Source organism: Planococcus plakortidis, assembly GCF_001687605.2.
GTDB classification, from domain to species: Bacteria; Bacillota; Bacilli; order Bacillales_A; family Planococcaceae; genus Planococcus; species Planococcus plakortidis.
In genome coordinates this window covers 242,271-259,158 of sequence record NZ_CP016539.2, presented here as the reverse complement: position 1 = coordinate 259,158, position 16,888 = coordinate 242,271, and the positions used below count along the sequence as shown (strand labels likewise).

Genomic DNA, 16,888 nt, shown 5'->3' with positions numbered 1-16,888 from the left:
ATCAACCTCCTTAAGTTTTCAAGTCACGCCGGCGGAAACCATATGCACCAGCCACGGCCAAGATAACAGCGATTGCAATCATCACCGCGAGCACGCCGTAATTGACTTCATCCAATGGAATGCCTGGGATATGCCCGTAAGGCGTCAGCTTTTCCACCCAGTCCGGCAGCTGCAGCAGCTCGCCCAAATAAACAACGAAAAACGACAGGCCTAAGTAAAGCCAGATGACGCTCGCAAGACTTGGCAAAAAGCCGATGAACATAAGCGCCACACCAATCATCATCAGCACAGCCGGCAAATACACGAGCGAAGCGCCGATGTATGTGCCAAGCGGCAGATCTTCATCGAGTACGGCATTGCCAGCGATCCCGAGCCCACTCCCGGTCAAGAACAGCATCACAACCGCCGTCAACGCTGCAAGCAGCCAATAGCTGAACGCCACGCGCCAACGGGAAACCGAGCGGCCGATGACATGTTCCATGCGCCCGTTCTTTTCTTCTGTCTTCACTTTCAGCATCGCCATGATCGCCGGAATCGATGCGAGAATCGCCATGACCGAAGACAGCACCGGGATGAACAACTCAATCAGACTAAAGCCTTCCTGCTCGACGATCAATTGCTGGAACAAATCGATGTCTTCAAAAAAACGTTCGATTTCCCCGAGTACCGATCCATACGAAATGCCGAGGATAAACAAAGCGGCTGCCCAGGCGATCAAGCCGGTGCGCTGAAGCCGCCAAGCCAAGCCGAATGGACCGCGAAGCGTCGCCGGTGCTTGCGTGCGGCCAGCGCGCGTCGGCAAAAAGCCGGAGTCGTGGTCGCGGATGCTGTTCAGATACAGCGCAAAGATAGACAGCGCAATCGCCATACCGACCGACAGCAGTACCGGCCACCAGACGTTTTCGACAAATGGCTTGGCGCGCAGGATCCAGCCGAGCGGCGAAGTAAGCGACAAGGCCTCGCTCATGACGTCGCCAATCGCGCGAATCATATAAAACACTAGCAAAGCGGCAATCGACAAGCCGGTCGTCGCGCGGGCATTTTGCGTAAGCTGGGCAAACACAGCCGTTAATGCGGCAAAGAACAAACCGGTCGCACCGAGCGCCGCCCCGAACAGTAACGAACTATGAAGATCGACGCTTTCGATTTGCAGCGCAGCCATCGACACGCCGGTCAATACCGCAAGCACTGTGTTGACAGCAGTGAGCACCAGCAACACCGCCGTTAAACTGGACAGCCTCCCGACCGGAAGCGCACGGACGAGTTCCAGCCGCCCTTCCTCCTCATCGCCGCGCGTATGGCGGCTCACGAGCAGGATGTTCATCAAAGCGACAACCGCTGCAGTCATGACCAGCATTTCATGTGCCGTCATGGCACCGGTCGTATAGTCCGCCCCGCCGTAATTGGGCCCGACCATCGCCACCATCGCCGGATTTTCCATCGTTTCCGCAATGGCCTGGCGCTCGACATCATCCCCGTATAGATTGTCGAAGACGAGGACGATGCCTGCCGATACGAACACGAACGACAAAATCCAGATCGGCAAGCGGACGCGGTCGCGCCTCAGGATGAAGCGCATCAAACTCACTGTATGGTCAAACAGCTGGTTCATCACACACCACCTCCCGCTCCCGTCTCCGTTTCCTCGTAATGGCGGATGAACAAGTCTTCCAGCGTCGGCGGACGGCTTTCCATCCGCTTGATGCCGAATGCACTTAAATGACGGACAACCGCATCGAGTTCATCGGCATCCACTTGAAACGACCAGCCGCCGTCGAACGCCTGCACGCGGTGGACGCCCTGAAGCTCCGCCAAATCCGGTATCGGCTCAGCGGTTTCGATGAACATCAAGGAACCGGTCAAATGGCGCATTTCCTTGAGTGTTCCCGTTTCGATGATGCGCCCTTTACGGATGATCGCCACCCGGTCGCATAACTTTTCCACTTCCGACAGGATATGGCTCGACAACAGGATGCTCTTGCCTTGCGTTTTCGCTTCCTGGACGTATTCCGAAAACACGCGCTCCATGAGCGGGTCGAGCCCTGAAGTCGGCTCATCGAAGATATAGAGATCCGCATCTGCGGAAAAGGCGGCGATGAGCGCCACTTTCTGGCGGTTCCCTTTTGAATAGGTACGGCATTTCTTGCCCGTGTCGAGCCCGAAACGGCTGATCAGCTCATCGCGCCGAGCCTTATCGTATCCGCCTCTCAATCTTCCGAACAAGTCGATCACTTCGCCGCCGGTCAGGTTCGGCCATAAATTGACGTCCCCCGGCACATATGCCACGCGTTTATGGATATCGACTGCATCTTTCCAGACATCTTTGCCGAAAATCTCGGCGCTGCCCTCGGATGCTTTCAAAATGCCGAGCAGGACGCGCAAGGTCGTTGACTTTCCTGCACCGTTCGGCCCGATAAAACCGAACACTTCCCCTTCCTTCACTTCGATATCGACACCATCCAGCGCTTTGAATTCCCCGAAAGTCTTACTGAGCCCTTGTGTTTTGACGACCGTCATCTTGATTCCTCCTCCGTTTCGTAAAAGCTCTTTTTCAAAATGGCCAAATAACCATAGAATTCTTGCCAATATGGTGCGAAATCGATCTCGGCCAGTTTTTTTCCCGACAGCCTGGCGAGCAGTTCCTGCTGGTAGCCATCGATCGACCAGCGGATTAAATGGAACACTTTATCGGGATCTGCATCTTTGCGGAAGCGGCTTCGGTCGATTCCTTCATACATGAGCTGATAGCCCGCTTGTTTCATGTTCTCTATATTCGCTGCCAGCTCTTTTGGCAAATGCGTCTCACCTTCTTGCAAAAAAACAGCCGAGAACTTGAACACTTCTTCATTTTCCGCTTGGGCTTCCATTTTCAGGCGGGCCAGCTGCGTGAGCCGTTCGATCAAATCCGGTTCCCCGGCGTCCACTTTATCCAAATACTGGATTTGGATGAATTCAAGGCTATACTTCACCAAATACTCATACAGCTCCTGCTTGCTCGTGAAATAATAAAACAGCATGCCTTTGCCGATCCCTGCCGCCTTGACGATGCGGTTCGTCGAGGCCTTGTCGTAGCCATGCGCCGCAAATTCCTCGAGTGCCGCTTGGCGGATCGTGTGTTGCTTGCTTTCTTCCAAACTTTCAAATCGTGCAATGATAATGTCCACCTCCTCTTTTACACACATCTAGACCACCCTGGTCGACTTTAATATACGACATTCGACCACACCGGTCAACCTAAAAATCAGACAATTGAAACTTCATTTTCAAGAGCATTCCAGCTTCCCTGAAAGCGCTTGTCATGCTATGTTTTACATAAGTATGACAAGACAGGAGGAGCTTCTTTTGAATAAAATCATGACACCTAAGTTTTCTGTCGCCGCACTCACTGCCGCTGCAGCACTTACCTTGTCCGCCTGCGGCAGCGATAGTGAAGAAACCGCAGACACCGCAAGCGCTTGGGACGAGATTCAGGAACAAGGCACATTGACCGTTGCGACATCCGGTACGCTTTACCCGACTTCGTACCGCGAGGAAGGCACCGATGAATTGACCGGTTTTGAAGTCGAAGTGGTCCGCGAAATGGCGGAGCGGCTCGAACTTGAAGTTGAGTTCTCCGAAATGGGCTTTGACGAGATGATGACATCCGTCCAGACGGGCCAAGTCGACATTGCCGCGAACGATATCGAGATCAACGAAGACCGCAAGGAGAAATTCGTGTTCTCCACGCCGTTTAAATATTCATATGGCACGGCCATCGTCCGCGCTGACGACCTTTCCGGCATTGAAACGCTTGAAGACCTCGAAGGCAAAAAAGCAGCCGGCGCTTCGACATCCGTATACATGGAAACGGCCCGCTCTTACGGCGCTGAAGAAGTGACGTACGACAATGCGACAAACGAAACTTATTTGCGCGATGTGGCAATCGGCCGCACCGATGTCATCCTCAACGATTATTATTTGCAGACGCTCGCCATCGAAGCGTTCCCGGAACTTGACATCGTGATCCACCCGACGATCAAATACCGCCCTTCCGAAGGCGGCATGGTCATGAACAAAGGCAATGATGAACTGGTCGAAAACGTCAACAAGGCAATCGATGAAATGCTAGAAGACGGCACCATCGCTGAAATTTCCGCTGAGTTCTTTGACGGAGCCGATGTAACACAGCCAATCGACATTGAAGAATAAGTTCCACTGATCCGATGCCCACTTCTGCGGCCATCGGGTTTTTTATAAAATGCTATTACTTTAATAACATTCATTTCTCCTATTTCGAAAGCGCTTCCTTTTTTATTTCCACAATACCCCTGTTCACTGGGCCAAATTATTGATTCCTTTCGATGGTTTGAGCGATTTATTGTTATAGTTGCCCGGCAAATTCCAACTATTCTCCACTTTCATTCACTAGTGAAAAGCATTATACTGTTAAAGTATTTAGAATAATCTGCAGATGAGGTGAACTATGTTGGGATTCACATTTTCCCCGCTCAGCGAACAAGCGCTGGTCATCGAAACCGGCACCATCATCAATAAACAGTCGGAACAGGCGGTGCGCAAATTGTCGGCGCTATTGGAAAAGCAAGCACCGGATTGGCTCACCGAGTTCATCCCCGCGTTCACGACCGTGACGGTGTTCTATGACCCGTGCCAAATCAGGCAAGCGGAAGTCGAAGAAGAGTTGCGGCTGTTGGGCGCACAGGTGGATGAGGTTGAAGCACCCACCCCGCGCCAAATCGAAATCCCGGTCTGCTATGGCGGCGATTTCGGCCCTGACCTCAGCTTTGTCGCAGAGCATAACGGCCTGACACCGGAAGAAGTCATCAAAATCCACACTTCCGGCACCTATAGCGTGCATATGATCGGCTTTGCCCCTGGGTTTCCGTTCATCGGCGGCATGTCCGAAAAAATTGCCGCCCCCAGAAGGAAATCGCCGCGCCTGCGCATCCCGGAACGCACCGTCGGGATCGCCGGCATGCAAACCGGCGTCTACCCGATCGAAACGCCGGGCGGCTGGCAACTGATCGGCCGGACACCGCTTCGGCTCTTCGTTCCGGAACAGGACATACCGAGCTTGCTGCGCGCAGGCGATGAAATCCGCTTCACGCAAATCGATGAAGCCGAATACCGTGAACAGGAGGCGAAGATAGATGCTGAACATCCGTAAAAGCGGCTTGCAGACAGCGGTCCAGGACCTTGGCCGTATCGGCTTCCAGCGCTATGGCGTCATCGCAAGCGGCGTCATGGACCCGTTTGCCCACCGCATCGCCAATTTGCTCGCCGGCAACGCGGAAAACTCCCCGACTTTGGAGATCGCTTTGTCCGGCCCGGTCATCGAGTTCGAAGCCGATCATTTCATCGCCGTTTGCGGAGGCGATTTGTCCCCTTCGCTCGACGGTAAGCCACTCGCCATGTGGCGCGGCCATTTCGTCCCGAAAGGCAGTGTCCTGTCGTTCGGCGAACCGAAACGGGGCGCCCGCAGTTATTTGGCAGTCGCGGGCGGTTTTGACCTTGAGCCGGTCATGGACAGCCATTCCACCTATTTGCGGGCGGGCATCGGCGGCTTCAAGGGGCGCGCATTGAAAAATGGCGACAGCCTGACGACACTCCCTGTTGAGGCTGCGCGCATGGAAGCCTTGAAAAACCAGAATGGCCAAACGCCCGACTGGCTCATCCCCCCTGCGCGCTACCACGAGCAGCCGATTGTCCGGATGATGCCAGGACGGCAATACGAGCTCTTTGATGAAGCGAGCCGCGCGCGCATATTCGAGGAGCCCTTCACCGTCTCTGCCAATTCGGACCGAATGGGCTATCGCCTGGAAGGGCCGGGACTGGCGCTCGAAAAACAGGAAGAATTGATTTCGGAAGCGGTCGCGTTCGGTTCTGTGCAAGTGCCGGCGGATGGCAACCCGATCGTCTTGCTCGCCGACCGCCAGACGACCGGCGGCTATCCGAAGATCGGACAAGTGGCTTCGGTCGACTTGCCGCTTATCAGCCAATTGAAACCCGGCGAATCGCTGAAATTCCGCCACATATCCGCAGATGATGCACAACAGCTTTATATCGAACAAGAACAGCAGATCCGCCAATTGAAAATCGCCATCCAAATGAAACGGGAGGAATGGACATGAACCACAAAGTAGATTTGAACTGCGACATGGGCGAAAGCTTCGGCACATATTCGCTCGGAAACGACCAAGTAATTCTTGATTACGTCACTTCCGCCAATATCGCGTGCGGCTTCCACGCCGGCGACCCAGCGACGATGCGCGAAACCGTTAAGCTCGCACTCGAGAAAAATGTCGGCATCGGCGCCCACCCTGGACTTCAGGACCTCGCCGGCTTCGGCCGCCGCCCCATGGCCGTCACGCCACGGGAAGTATACGATCTCGTCATTTACCAAATCGGCGCGCTCTATGGCTTCGTCAAGGCAGAAGGCGGGAAGTTGCAGCACGTCAAAGCACATGGCGCGATGTACAATATGGCGGCAGGCGATGCCAAGCTGTCCGAAGCGATCGCGGAAGCGGTCTATAAGATCGACCCGGAACTGGTGCTGTTCGGCCTGTCGGGCAGCGAAATCGTCAGTGCCGGCGACAAGATCGGCCTGCGCACCGCCAACGAGGTATTCTCCGACCGCACATATCAACCAGACGGCACACTCACCCCGCGCAGCCAGGACAACGCGCTCATCACCGACCCGGATGCCGCGATCCGGCAGGTCATCCGCATGGTCAAGGAAAACAAAGTCGCCACGACACATGGCACCGACGCTTCCTTGAAAGCCGACACCATCTGCATACATGGCGACGGCAAAACCGCGAAAGAATTTGCGATGCATATTTCCAGCTCCTTGAAAGAGGCGGGAATCGATATCCAACACATCCATAAAATCGTTTAACACCGCCTAAGGGGGAACTTCCATGAACCAAGTCAAAAAGATGAAAAACACCAACCGCAGCGTCTTGCTCGGCGCCGCCTTTCTGATGGCAACTTCCGCTATCGGGCCAGGGTTCTTGACCCAGACGACCGTTTTCACCGAAACTCTATTGGCTTCATTCGGCTTTGTCATCCTCATTTCCATCATCATCGATATCGGTGCACAGACGAATATCTGGCGCATCATTGCCATTTCCGGCAAGCGCGCGCAAGATATCGCCAATGACGTGCTGCCAGGACTCGGCTACTTCCTGGCGTTTCTCGTCGTCATCGGCGGCCTCGCCTTCAATATCGGGAACATCGCCGGTGCCGGACTCGGTACGAATGTGCTGTTCGGCATTTCCCCGGAACTCGGCGCCGGGCTCAGCGGCTTGCTTGCAGTCGGGATCTTCATGGTCAAAGAAGCCGGCCGCGCTATGGACCGTTTCGCCCAGCTTCTCGGTTTTGTCATGATCGCCTTGACGGTCTACGTGATGCTCACGGCACAGCCGCCTGTCGGTGAAGCCGTCGCGAAGACTTTTGTCCCTGACACGATCGACATCTTCGCCATCGTTACGCTTGTCGGCGGAACGGTCGGCGGCTATATCACATTCGCCGGCGGCCACCGCTTGATCGACGCCGGCATGACCGGCCAAAGGCATTTGCCGCAAGTGACGCGAAGTTCCATTTACGCAATCGGCGTCGCTTCGATCATGCGCGTCATCCTGTTCCTTGCCGTGCTCGGTGTCGTCTCGCAAGGGCTTTCGCTCGACCCGGACAACCCGCCGGCATCTGTATTCCAACTCGCTGCCGGCAATATCGGCTATAAAATCTTCGGCGTTGTCATGTGGGCGGCTGCTGTCACTTCAGTCGTCGGCGCCGCTTACACATCCGTGTCGTTCATCCGTTCGTTCAGCCCGGTGCTCGAGAAATATCACCGCTACTTGACCATCGGCTTTATCGTCATCTCGACCATCGTCTTCATTTCCATCGGGCGACCGGTCCTCATTCTCGTGCTTGTCGGTTCACTCAACGGCTTGATCTTGCCGATCGCACTCGGTGTCATGCTGATCGCCGCACACAAGAAGAAAATCGTCGGCGACTACAAACACCCGCTGTGGATGACCATTTTCGGTGTCGTCATCGTCATCGCCATGTCCTGGATGGGCGGCTACACATTATTGAACGGCATCCCGCAATTATTTAAATAAGGAGTGAATGAACATGCAATTCACATCTCCAGAAGAGCTGCGCAGCGCCATCCGGCAAGGCGGATTCCAAGCCCCGACTTCCGGCTTCGCCCCCGGATTCATCCAAACGAATCTGGCCATCTTGCCGAAAGAACTGGCGTTTGAATTCCTGCTGTTCTGTCAGCGCAATCCGAAGTCCTGCCCGGTCATCGATGTCACAGAACCCGGCTCGTTCGTCCCGGCATTGTCCGCGCCGACTGCTGATTTACGCACCGATATCCCCAAATACCGCGTCTACCGGGATGGCGTGTTGACGGAAGAAACGACGGATATCCAAGCCTTATGGGCAGACGACATGGTCGCCTTCCTGCTTGGCTGCAGCTTCACATTCGAAGAAGCGCTGACGCAAAACGGCATCCCGATGCGCCATCAGGAGCAAGGCTGCAACGTGCCGATGTACAAGACATCGATCCCCGCTGTCCCAGCCGGCCGCTTCCAAGGCCCGACCGTCGTCAGCATGCGCCCGATTAAAGAACAAGACATCGTCCGCGCGGTCCAAGTGACGAGCCGCTTCCCGAATGTCCACGGTGCGCCCGTCCATATCGGCAATCCCGGATCGATCGGCATCCAAGATATCGCGAAGCCCGATTTCGGTGACGCAGTGGACATCAAGCCCGGTGAAGTACCGGTCTTCTGGGCTTGCGGCGTCACACCGCAAGCGGTCGCCATGGAGAGCAAGCCTTCCTTGATGATCACCCATGCACCGGGGCATATGTTCATCACTGACTTGAAATCAGAAGACTTCAGCGTATTCTGACCCACTAAAAAAGCGCTTGTATGGAATTTTTCCATACAAGCGCTTTTTGTTTTTCCGCTTAACTATCCATCAATTGCCGGCGGATGCGGATCGCCACTTGCTTCCAATACTCCGGTTGGTGGGGCACGAAATCGGGCAAGCCGATTTTCCCATGAAATGGCTCCCGCCCCTCTGGCCTTTCGATAAACCCAGAGGCGTCGACCTTTTCTGTTCGATCCATGCACAATTCAAAGAACGCCTGGAAGTTGACAGCCGCCATGCCCGCCACTTCTTCCGGCTGCAAGCGGTAGTCCGCCAAATCGAGTTGCGTGCCTTCGTATAGATGAATATACGCCCGCTCCCGATCCGTGAATCCGGGGAGTGAAATCTCATCATTCACTACACCGAGCGGCGTCAATTGCTCAAACGCCAGCACGAGGCCGAGTTCCTCCTCGATTTCCCGCACGCCGTCCCTCATCGATTCGTGCGATGCGATATGGCCCGCTGCCGTGATGTCAAAAAGCCCCGGGAAATCCGCTTTACCCTCGCTCCTCAGCTGCAGATGAACCATGGTGCGGCCCAATTCACGCGACACAATCCAGCAATGAAAGGTCTCGTGCCACAAACCTCGCCGATGGACTTCATCACGATTCGCGACGCCTGTCAATGCACCCCCTTCGGTGACGCAGGCGAGTTTTTCAATAGCCATCGCGCAATCTCCAAAACACCAATTCCTTCGTCTGGGCGGTGCGTTCAAATCCGAGTTTTTCAAGCACACGGATTGAAGCCACGTTGTCTTCGTAGCATTCCGCCGTCACTTCACGCACTTCCGGAAAGGAAAACGCCCAATCAATCAAGCCTTGCACCCCTTCAGTCGCATAACCATTGCCTTGATAAGGCTCTTGGACACCATAGCCGATCTCCACTTTGCCGGCTTTATCCGGGCGGCCTTTAAACCCCATATCGCCAACCGGCGCGCCCGATTGATCGAAAGCGATCCATGCGCCCCAGCCGTAAAGTCGCTGGTCGTGTTTCAAATCATCCAAATGCAAACTGATATGCGCGCCCATTTCATAACTCCCGTATAAATTACGGTACAGCTCTTCGGTAATCGGCACCAACTTGAGCCGCTCCGTCTGGATTTCTTTCGGTAATGAATTGGTGTTCATGCGTTTTGCCTCCTTGCCCCGCTTTGCTCAGTTCATGCTTTTGTAGAATGCGAGTGCTGCTTCTATTATATCGCGGTCATATCCTGACCGTTCATGGATGCGCTCCACCCATGCGTCAAAGGATACGGCCGGCTCTTCCAGGAACAAGCCCTTGCTCGTGCTGAGCTCGCTTTGCCAATCGTTGAACTCCCAATGGGCCACTTCGCCTTCGAACGGGATACGGACTTCGATGAGCGGCGTTTTGCCGAGCTGGTGCTGTGAATATTCCGCCGCCTGCCAAAATGCCTCTTCGCCGACCGGATCCAATGAATATTTCTGCACCGACAATTTCCCGCCTGGCCGTCGGTAAATAATTGTCATGCCATCAGGCTCTGCCGATAACTGCACGTCCGCTCCCGGGAAGAACCCTGCTTGCGGAGCATCCGAGAACGCCGGATCTTTCGTGTCCACTAAAATCGGCTGTATCCACTGGTCCCCAAGATCACATAGAAAACGCCTGCCTTGTTCATCGAGCGCCAATACCGCTGCGTGTGCCTCTTCCGTGCTGAGTTCCGAACCGACTGCATAGGCCTCGATTCCCGCTTCCCGAAATTCCGCTATCAGCCAAAGCGCCAAATCGAAGCAATTCCCCCCAAGCCCGTAAGCCTCACGATGCTCCCGCATTTGCTCCACGCTGCGCTGCTTTTTCAATCCAGCCCGTTCGTAATTCCAGGCTTTCACCACATTATCCATCGGCAGCCCGTCAAAGCGCCGCCATACCTCCAGAAGATGTTCACCCGCCCGCATTGCCCGATCCCCTCTCCTCATCCATCTTCCCTTACTTTCGATTCGAGACATCCATTTTCCTGCATGAAAAAAAGAAGGCCCAGGCCTTCTTTTCAAGTCTTGGCGAATCGCCTTTTTGCGTATACGTACGTCACCGCCAATGCAGCGACGAGTACGCCGCCTTTAATGATGTCGAATGCATAATAAGGCAAGTTTTGAATCGTCAGCCCGTTGAGCAAGATCCCGATGACCGCTGCACCGAAAAACGTGCCCAGCACATTCGGCCTGCCGGCTCCGAGCACCGCGTATCCGACGAAGACCGCGGCCACTGCTTCCATCAGCAGCGGCGCGCCCGCATCAATCTGACCCGAGCCGACACGCGCTGTAAACAAAATACCCGCCATCGAGGCCAGCGCACCGGAGACGATATAGGCGATCGTTTTCACCTTTTTGACATTGACTCCCGATAAAGTCGCCGCTTCCGGGTTGCCTCCAGTCATATAAAAGACGCGCCCCCACCTTGTATGCTGGAGCACGACATAGGCGACCGAAACGACAGCGAGCATGATCCACACCGGTACCGGCAAGCTGAGTAGATGCCCTTGTCCGATCCATAAAAATGCAGAAGACATCTCCCCCGGTGCCGTGCCTCCAGATGTCAGCGGCATATAATTGTAAATCGAGTAGCCTTCCGTATAGGTCCGGTGCAGCCCGGCGACAATGTACATCATGCTGAGCGTCGCCAGCAAATCCGGAATGCCGATGATAACGATCAGGAAACTATTGAACAAACCGACGAGCACACCGATCACTAGCGGCAACAAAAGAACAAGCCACAGCGGCAGATCGTACCACACCATCAATGATGCCGTGAATACCGTCGACAGAGACATCGTTGAACCGACAGAGAGATCGAAGCCATCCACCACCAATGTGAACGTGACCCCGAGCGCCAACAAAGTGACGATGGAAATCGACCGCAGGATATCCGTGAAGTTGCCATAGCTGAAAAAGGCGCTGCTGATGGAGCTGAAATATAAAATGATGATGGCGAGTAAACCGATCGCCCCGTATTTATACAGAAACCCGATGACTTTCTCTTGTGTCGTATGCTGTTTAGACAGCTTCTTCTCCACCGCTTGCATATAACAAAATCCTTTCCTGGGTCGCTTGTTCCCTTGTTAATTCCTTGACGATGCGGCCGTCGCACATAACGAGAATGCGGTCGGAGATGCCAAGCGCTTCTTGTATTTCGCTCGTAAAGTACAAGCAGGATTTTCCGCTTTCCGCCAACTCGCGGATCAAATGGAAAATGTCCACCTTCGCTCCGATGTCGACGCCTTTTGTCGGTTCGTCAAACAGATACAAACGCGAATCCAAAGACATCCATTTGCCGATTGCCACTTTTTGTTGGTTGCCTCCGCTCAAATGGGTGAGTGGTGTTGTCGTATCGGAAGTTTTGACGTTCAGTTTGTCAATAATTGAATGGGCAAATCGCTGTTCCTCTACTTTGTTCATAAACAAACGCCCGGAGAACTTGCGCAAATTCGGGAAACTGGCATTCGCTTCAAGCGATTCATGCACGAATAACCCTTCTTTGCGCCGTTCTTCGGGGATGAGCGCGATGCCGGATTTGATCGCGTCAGCTGGATGCTTCAAGCGCAGCGGTTGGCCGCCGAGCGAAATTTTGCCGCTCACCTGTTCTGCAGCGCCGAACAGCGCTTTAGCAAGTTCGCTTTTTCCCGCTCCTACCAGCCCGACGATCCCGACCACTTCACCGGATGCTGCCGTGAATGAGATTTCTTTTAATTTCCTTGTGTCAGACAAGTTTTTCACTGTCAGCAACGTATCTCGTACGGCATGTTCTACGTGCTGCAACTCACGGCTCAGCGCGCGCCCGAGCATCGCTTCGACGACTTCCTGCTGTTCGGCTTGCGCTGTAAGGAACCCAGCGACATGACGGCCGTCGCGCATGACGGTAATCCGGCTGCACAGCTCGAACACTTCCGGCAAGCGGTGCGAGATGAAAATGCAGCCGACGCCTTGTGCACTGAGCGAACGGATGACCGAGAACAGCTTGTCCGCTTCATGGACCGACAGCGGAGCCGTCGGTTCATCAAATATAATGACTTTCGCTGAATGGACCAGCGCACGGGCGATGAGCACCAATTGCTTGTCCGCTAAGCTCAATTGCGACACTTTCTGCTCCACATCGATGTGTTCGGATTGGAGGCGCGACAGCACTTCCCGCGCTCGACTTCTTATTTTTCGCTTGGAGACGAACAAGGGTCCCGCTGCTGCAAAGCTGTCGAGCAAGATATTCTCAGCGACGCTCAAATCCGCAATGAGCGCCGTATCGACTTCTTGGTACACACAATAAATGCCGTTCTTCTTCGCCGCTTTTGGTGAATTGAGTGCGAGTTCTGTCCCATCTAGCCGGATGCTTCCGGCGTCTTGTGGATAAACGCCCGATAATACTTTGATCAATGTGCTTTTGCCGGCGCCGTTGACGCCAAGCAAGGCATGAATTTCACCGCGCTCCAGCGTAAACGCCGCGCCGTCCAGGGCTTTGACAGGCCCGAAACCCTTTGTGATCGCTTGCATCTCCAATAACTGGCCGCCCATTCGCTTGCCTCCCCTCCCGAAAATCAGCAGCGCTTTTCTTTAGCGCCCTTCTAGGTCTTCCAATGCTGCGCTGTAACCTTGTTCACTCGCACCCCAGCCTTCGATGTATTCGCCCAATTCTTCTGTGGTCACGGCCGTCTCCGGCAATTTGTCCGCATCGATGAAGATCGGTTCAAGCGTCACTTGTTCTTCCGGTGTCTCCCCGCCGATCAATTGGTACGCATAACGCACTTGGATGCGCCCGATATCCTGTGGATCAACCGCAGCCGATGCGACCCACGGGCTGCCGTCTTTTTGGATCATCTGCAAGTCTTCATCGCTCATATCGATGCTGTATACCTTGATATCGTCGCGCCCTGCTTGTTCAATGGCCCGGACTGCACCTTTGGCAAATTCGTCCCATGCCGCCCAAACTGCTGTAATTTCGCCTTCTTCAGGGTATTGCTTCAACACTGCTTCCATCTGCGCTTGCGTATCGAGCGCCGTGTTTTGTGTCGCGGCACCGAATGCCGTCACTTCCTGGATGCCTGGATTGTCAGCGAGAAACTGTTCGTATGCCACTTGGCGCCGTTCCATCGGCGCGAAACCGGCTGTCCAGATTTTGACGATATTGGCTTCCCCGCCGTGATCTGCAGCTAACTTTTCAAGCGTCAACTCTGCCATCAACTGATCGCCCTGCTCGAGCGATACCACGCCATCGACATCAACGCCTGCATCAAAAGCGACGACCGGAATATCTTGTTCCACTGCGCGTTCAACGCCTTGATTCAATGCTTCTTTTGTTCCGTGGTCGATCAATATCGCGTCAAATCCTTGGTTGATCGAGGCATCCAGATTGGACGCCATTTTCGCGAGGTCGCCATCTGAAGTAAACACTGTCACGCTGCCTCCGAATTTTTCCACTTGCTCTTCTACGCCTGCAATGTACTGTGCAGAAAAAGTCCCAAGATTTTGCTGCATGATGAGTGCGATTTTCTTGTCTGAAAGCGGATGGTCCACTGCCGCTTGCTGATCGTCCGGAGTGCTTTCTTCCGCTGTCGCTTCTCCTTTTGGTTGGCATCCTGAGAGCAAGATGGCGAATACGAATCCGAATAAAATGAACCATGCTGATTTGTTTTTCATATCGTTTCTCCTTTTAGCGGCTCCGCATAAAGCTGGGCCTCGATTATTTGTCTATCATTCGGGCGGATGACGCCGCGTTCGGTGATGATCGCCGTAATGTAGTTGGCCGGTGTGACATCAAAAGCCGGATTGAACACTTTCGTTCCGGCCGGCGCGATTTGTTGCGTGCCGATCGCAGCCACTTCTTCCGCTGCCCGTTCTTCGATTGGGATGGCGCTCCCTGTTTCAAGCGATAAGTCGAATGTCGACACCGGCGCCGCTACATAAAAAGGGATGCCGTATGCATGCGCCAAAATCGCTAAGTTGAGCGTGCCGATTTTATTGGCCGTGTCGCCGTTGGCCGTAATGCGGTCCGCCCCGACAATGATCGCTTCGATTCCTTTTGCGCCGATCGTGTGCGCTGCCATGCTATCGGTGATGAGCGTGACATCGACTCCTGCCTGCTGCAACTCCCAAACGGTCAAGCGCGCCCCCTGGAATAGCGGACGCGTTTCGCATGCGTACACTTCAAACTCACGGCCACGCTCTTGGCCGAGATGAAACGGTGCGAGTGCAGTGCCGTATTTGGCTGTCGCGATCGACCCGGCATTGCAGATCGTCATGACTTTTTCTTTGTCTGCGAGCAACTCAAGTGCAAGTTCGCCGATATTGCGGCATGCCGCTTCGTCCTCGTCGCGGATGAGTTGGGCTTCTTCGATCAGCTGCGCTTTTGCTTGCGTGACCGTTTTTGCCTGTTCGATCCGGTTGACTAACCGTGCGATCGCCCAGGCCAGATTGACCGCTGTCGGGCGCGATGCCACGAGGTAATCAGCATCTTTTTTTACACGATGGCGGAACAACCCGACATCTGCCGTGTCGTGGCGTTTTGCCGCAAGTGCCAATCCATAAGCTGCTGCGATGCCGATCGCCGGTGCTCCGCGCACTTTCAACTGAAAAATCGCTTCATGCACTTGTTCCAAAGTCTCAAGCGTTTCATAGTGGACGGTCTGCGGAAGCAGCCGCTGATCCAAAATGGTTAGTTGTTCATCTTTCCAGATGACCGATATCGGGATGGTCATTTGCTCAGCTCCTTGATCGCCGTTTCGAGTTGCTTGATGGACTGATACTCCCGGCGCGTTTGAATCAATGTTTCCCCGGCTTTCAAAGTTTGCCGCTTGCGGTCGATTCGGGTCGACTCGTCAGCGATGTCATCCAAGTCGCGAACATGTGCCAATCCGATCGTCCGGCGGATCAATTCACATCCAGCAAAGCCGATCGCATCGTGGAAGATTTTTTCGATGGCGTATTCGCGGTAGCCGGTTGTCGTTTTATAGGTCTCGATTCCGTCACTTTCCCATAAACCTGAAAATTGCTGTTCGAACACCTGCCACGTTTGGGTGATGTCTTGCACGATCAGCTCGCGCTCTTCGCCGCTGCGCGTAATTGCCTGGACGATCAAGTTGGCGAGAAACAATCCGATATCAAAACCGATCGGCCCGTAGAAGGCGAACTCCGGATCGATGACCTTCGTATCGTCTTCGTCGACGAAAATGCTGCCGGTATGCAAATCGCCATGTAAAAGTGCTTCCGCTTCTGTCAAAAAGCTGCGCTTTAGTTTGGCCACTTCGAATTTCAGCGGCTCATTATCCCAAATCGCCTGTGCCGCTTCGCGCAGCGGCTCTTCAAAATCATTGGTATCATGGTCGAAAAACGGATCGGTGAAAATGAGGTCTTCGGTGATCTTGCACAGTTCCGGATTGGAAAACTCAGCCGCAAGCCGCTTTTTCTCGAATGGATGCAAACCGAAATCCGAGGTATGGAACAAGGTGTGCGCTAAATAACTGCCGATATGTTCCGCAAGCTTCGGGTAATGCTTGCCGTCGATCAGGCCGTTGCGCAAAATCGTCAACTGCGACAAGTCTTCCATGACGGTGACAGCAAGCGCAGCGTCCGTCGCATACACTTCGGGCACGCGGCCTTTCGCGAGGCTGCCGTGCAGCTTCAAGGCATTTGCTTCAATGGTCGCCCGGTGCAGTGTCAGCGGCCAGCTTTCGCCGACGACTTTCGCATACGGCAAGGCTTGTTTGATGATGAGCCCATGCCCAGTGGCGGAGTCGGTGATGCGGAATACGTAATTCAAGTTGCCGTCGCCGATCTCTTCACATTGCAATGTTGCGGACGACGCAAAAACGTCCAAACTCTGTGCCAGCCGAATCGCTTCTTGTTCAGTCAATGCTTTGTATGTAGACGGTGCTGTAAGTGTCATATTGATTGCCTCTTTTCTGTGGAATAATAAAAAGCCTCTTTCCCGAAAGAAAGAGGCGCAGAAT

Annotated in this window: 17 protein-coding genes; 6 read left to right on the top strand and 11 right to left on the bottom strand. The window is 54.2% G+C overall.

Features of this window, described 5'->3' with window-relative positions; all coding sequences use genetic code 11:
* Positions 1-10: 10 nt before the first annotated feature.
* Genes BBI15_RS01390 through BBI15_RS01380 form a run of 3 tightly spaced genes read right to left on the bottom strand, consistent with a single transcriptional unit; the run spans position 11 to position 3,164 of the window.
* Entirely contained in the window at positions 11-1,612 is a 1,602-nt protein-coding gene (locus BBI15_RS01390; RefSeq protein WP_068871565.1) for an ABC transporter permease, read from the bottom strand.
* Positions 1,612-2,517 carry an ABC transporter ATP-binding protein gene (locus tag BBI15_RS01385; protein ID WP_068871563.1) on the bottom strand — a complete coding sequence of 302 codons (906 nt, stop codon included), beginning with the start codon at positions 2,515-2,517 and terminating at the stop codon, positions 1,612-1,614. The genes BBI15_RS01390 and BBI15_RS01385 overlap by 1 nt, the downstream gene beginning before the upstream one ends.
* The gene (locus BBI15_RS01380) at positions 2,514-3,164 is read right to left on the bottom strand and encodes a TetR/AcrR family transcriptional regulator (protein ID WP_237150895.1); all 651 of its coding nucleotides are present in this window, start codon (positions 3,162-3,164) and stop codon (positions 2,514-2,516) included. Before BBI15_RS01380 ends, BBI15_RS01385 begins: the two co-directional genes overlap by 4 nt.
* A gap of 178 nt (positions 3,165-3,342) precedes the next feature.
* Here BBI15_RS01380 and BBI15_RS01375 point away from each other — a divergent pair, with 178 nt between their 5' ends.
* The 6 genes from BBI15_RS01375 (at position 3,343) to BBI15_RS01350 (ending at position 8,919) form a co-directional block, all read left to right on the top strand.
* Entirely contained in the window at positions 3,343-4,188 is an 846-nt protein-coding gene (locus BBI15_RS01375) for a transporter substrate-binding domain-containing protein (RefSeq protein ID WP_068871559.1), read from the top strand.
* Between the two features lie 274 nt (positions 4,189-4,462).
* Positions 4,463-5,164, top strand: coding sequence for a 5-oxoprolinase subunit PxpB (gene pxpB, locus BBI15_RS01370; protein WP_068871558.1), 702 nt, complete (start codon positions 4,463-4,465; stop codon positions 5,162-5,164).
* Positions 5,148-6,128, top strand: a complete 981-nt coding sequence (locus BBI15_RS01365; protein ID WP_068871556.1) for a 5-oxoprolinase subunit C family protein — start codon at positions 5,148-5,150, stop codon at positions 6,126-6,128. The genes pxpB and BBI15_RS01365 overlap by 17 nt, the downstream gene beginning before the upstream one ends.
* Positions 6,125-6,895: a LamB/YcsF family protein gene (locus BBI15_RS01360; protein ID WP_068871550.1), complete on the top strand. Its 771-nt coding sequence runs from the start codon at positions 6,125-6,127 to the stop codon at positions 6,893-6,895. The genes BBI15_RS01365 and BBI15_RS01360 overlap by 4 nt, the downstream gene beginning before the upstream one ends.
* 22 nt (positions 6,896-6,917) lie before the next feature.
* On the top strand, positions 6,918-8,123 hold the full coding sequence (locus BBI15_RS01355; protein WP_068871548.1) for an NRAMP family divalent metal transporter: 1,206 nt from the start codon (positions 6,918-6,920) through the stop codon (positions 8,121-8,123).
* A 7-nt stretch (positions 8,124-8,130) separates the two neighbouring features.
* On the top strand, positions 8,131-8,919 hold the full coding sequence (locus tag BBI15_RS01350; RefSeq protein ID WP_068871546.1) for a putative hydro-lyase: 789 nt from the start codon (positions 8,131-8,133) through the stop codon (positions 8,917-8,919).
* 58 nt (positions 8,920-8,977) lie between these two features.
* Here the strand turns inward: BBI15_RS01350 and BBI15_RS01345 are convergent, their stop codons facing one another.
* The 8 genes from BBI15_RS01345 to mtnK form a co-directional block, all read right to left on the bottom strand.
* Positions 8,978-9,607 carry an NUDIX hydrolase gene (locus tag BBI15_RS01345; protein WP_068871544.1) on the bottom strand — a complete coding sequence of 210 codons (630 nt, stop codon included), beginning with the start codon at positions 9,605-9,607 and terminating at the stop codon, positions 8,978-8,980.
* Positions 9,597-10,067: a GNAT family N-acetyltransferase gene (locus BBI15_RS01340; protein WP_068871542.1), complete on the bottom strand. Its 471-nt coding sequence runs from the start codon at positions 10,065-10,067 to the stop codon at positions 9,597-9,599. The genes BBI15_RS01345 and BBI15_RS01340 overlap by 11 nt, the downstream gene beginning before the upstream one ends.
* A 27-nt stretch (positions 10,068-10,094) precedes the next feature.
* Positions 10,095-10,853, bottom strand: a complete 759-nt coding sequence (locus tag BBI15_RS01335; protein WP_068871540.1) for a hypothetical protein — start codon at positions 10,851-10,853, stop codon at positions 10,095-10,097.
* Between the two features lie 92 nt (positions 10,854-10,945).
* A complete protein-coding gene (locus BBI15_RS01330) occupies positions 10,946-11,977 on the bottom strand; it encodes an ABC transporter permease (protein ID WP_068871538.1) in 1,032 nt (343 codons plus the stop codon).
* Positions 11,949-13,457 (bottom strand): sugar ABC transporter ATP-binding protein, encoded by a 1,509-nt coding sequence (locus BBI15_RS01325; RefSeq protein WP_068871536.1) that lies wholly within the window; start codon positions 13,455-13,457, stop codon positions 11,949-11,951. The genes BBI15_RS01330 and BBI15_RS01325 overlap by 29 nt, the downstream gene beginning before the upstream one ends.
* A 39-nt stretch (positions 13,458-13,496) precedes the next feature.
* Complete coding sequence (locus BBI15_RS01320) at positions 13,497-14,579, bottom strand: sugar ABC transporter substrate-binding protein (RefSeq protein ID WP_068871534.1); 1,083 nt, start codon at positions 14,577-14,579, stop codon at positions 13,497-13,499.
* Positions 14,576-15,637, bottom strand: a complete 1,062-nt coding sequence (mtnA, locus tag BBI15_RS01315) for an S-methyl-5-thioribose-1-phosphate isomerase (protein ID WP_068871532.1) — start codon at positions 15,635-15,637, stop codon at positions 14,576-14,578. Before mtnA ends, BBI15_RS01320 begins: the two co-directional genes overlap by 4 nt.
* Complete coding sequence (mtnK, locus tag BBI15_RS01310) at positions 15,634-16,824, bottom strand: S-methyl-5-thioribose kinase (protein ID WP_068871531.1); 1,191 nt, start codon at positions 16,822-16,824, stop codon at positions 15,634-15,636. The genes mtnA and mtnK overlap by 4 nt, the downstream gene beginning before the upstream one ends.
* Between the last annotated feature and the right edge of the window lie 64 nt (positions 16,825-16,888).

What these genes read in the sequence shown, in the direction of transcription:
- BBI15_RS01390 (WP_068871565.1), bottom strand. Translation starts at nt 1,612, where the DNA reads ATGAACCAGCTGTTTGACCATACAGTGAGTTTGATGCGCTTCATCCTG.
- BBI15_RS01385 (WP_068871563.1), bottom strand. Translation starts at nt 2,517, where the DNA reads ATGACGGTCGTCAAAACACAAGGGCTCAGTAAGACTTTCGGGGAATTC.
- pxpB (WP_068871558.1), top strand. Translation starts at nt 4,463, where the DNA reads ATGTTGGGATTCACATTTTCCCCGCTCAGCGAACAAGCGCTGGTCATC.
- BBI15_RS01365 (WP_068871556.1), top strand. Translation starts at nt 5,148, where the DNA reads ATGCTGAACATCCGTAAAAGCGGCTTGCAGACAGCGGTCCAGGACCTT.
- BBI15_RS01360 (WP_068871550.1), top strand. Translation starts at nt 6,125, where the DNA reads ATGAACCACAAAGTAGATTTGAACTGCGACATGGGCGAAAGCTTCGGC.
- BBI15_RS01355 (WP_068871548.1), top strand. Translation starts at nt 6,918, where the DNA reads ATGAACCAAGTCAAAAAGATGAAAAACACCAACCGCAGCGTCTTGCTC.
- BBI15_RS01350 (WP_068871546.1), top strand. Translation starts at nt 8,131, where the DNA reads ATGAACATGCAATTCACATCTCCAGAAGAGCTGCGCAGCGCCATCCGG.
- BBI15_RS01345 (WP_068871544.1), bottom strand. Translation starts at nt 9,607, where the DNA reads ATGGCTATTGAAAAACTCGCCTGCGTCACCGAAGGGGGTGCATTGACA.
- BBI15_RS01340 (WP_068871542.1), bottom strand. Translation starts at nt 10,067, where the DNA reads ATGAACACCAATTCATTACCGAAAGAAATCCAGACGGAGCGGCTCAAG.
- BBI15_RS01335 (WP_068871540.1), bottom strand. Translation starts at nt 10,853, where the DNA reads ATGCGGGCGGGTGAACATCTTCTGGAGGTATGGCGGCGCTTTGACGGG.
- BBI15_RS01330 (WP_068871538.1), bottom strand. Translation starts at nt 11,977, where the DNA reads ATGCAAGCGGTGGAGAAGAAGCTGTCTAAACAGCATACGACACAAGAG.
- BBI15_RS01325 (WP_068871536.1), bottom strand. Translation starts at nt 13,457, where the DNA reads ATGGGCGGCCAGTTATTGGAGATGCAAGCGATCACAAAGGGTTTCGGG.
- BBI15_RS01320 (WP_068871534.1), bottom strand. Translation starts at nt 14,579, where the DNA reads ATGAAAAACAAATCAGCATGGTTCATTTTATTCGGATTCGTATTCGCC.
- mtnA (WP_068871532.1), bottom strand. Translation starts at nt 15,637, where the DNA reads ATGACCATCCCGATATCGGTCATCTGGAAAGATGAACAACTAACCATT.
- mtnK (WP_068871531.1), bottom strand. Translation starts at nt 16,824, where the DNA reads ATGACACTTACAGCACCGTCTACATACAAAGCATTGACTGAACAAGAA.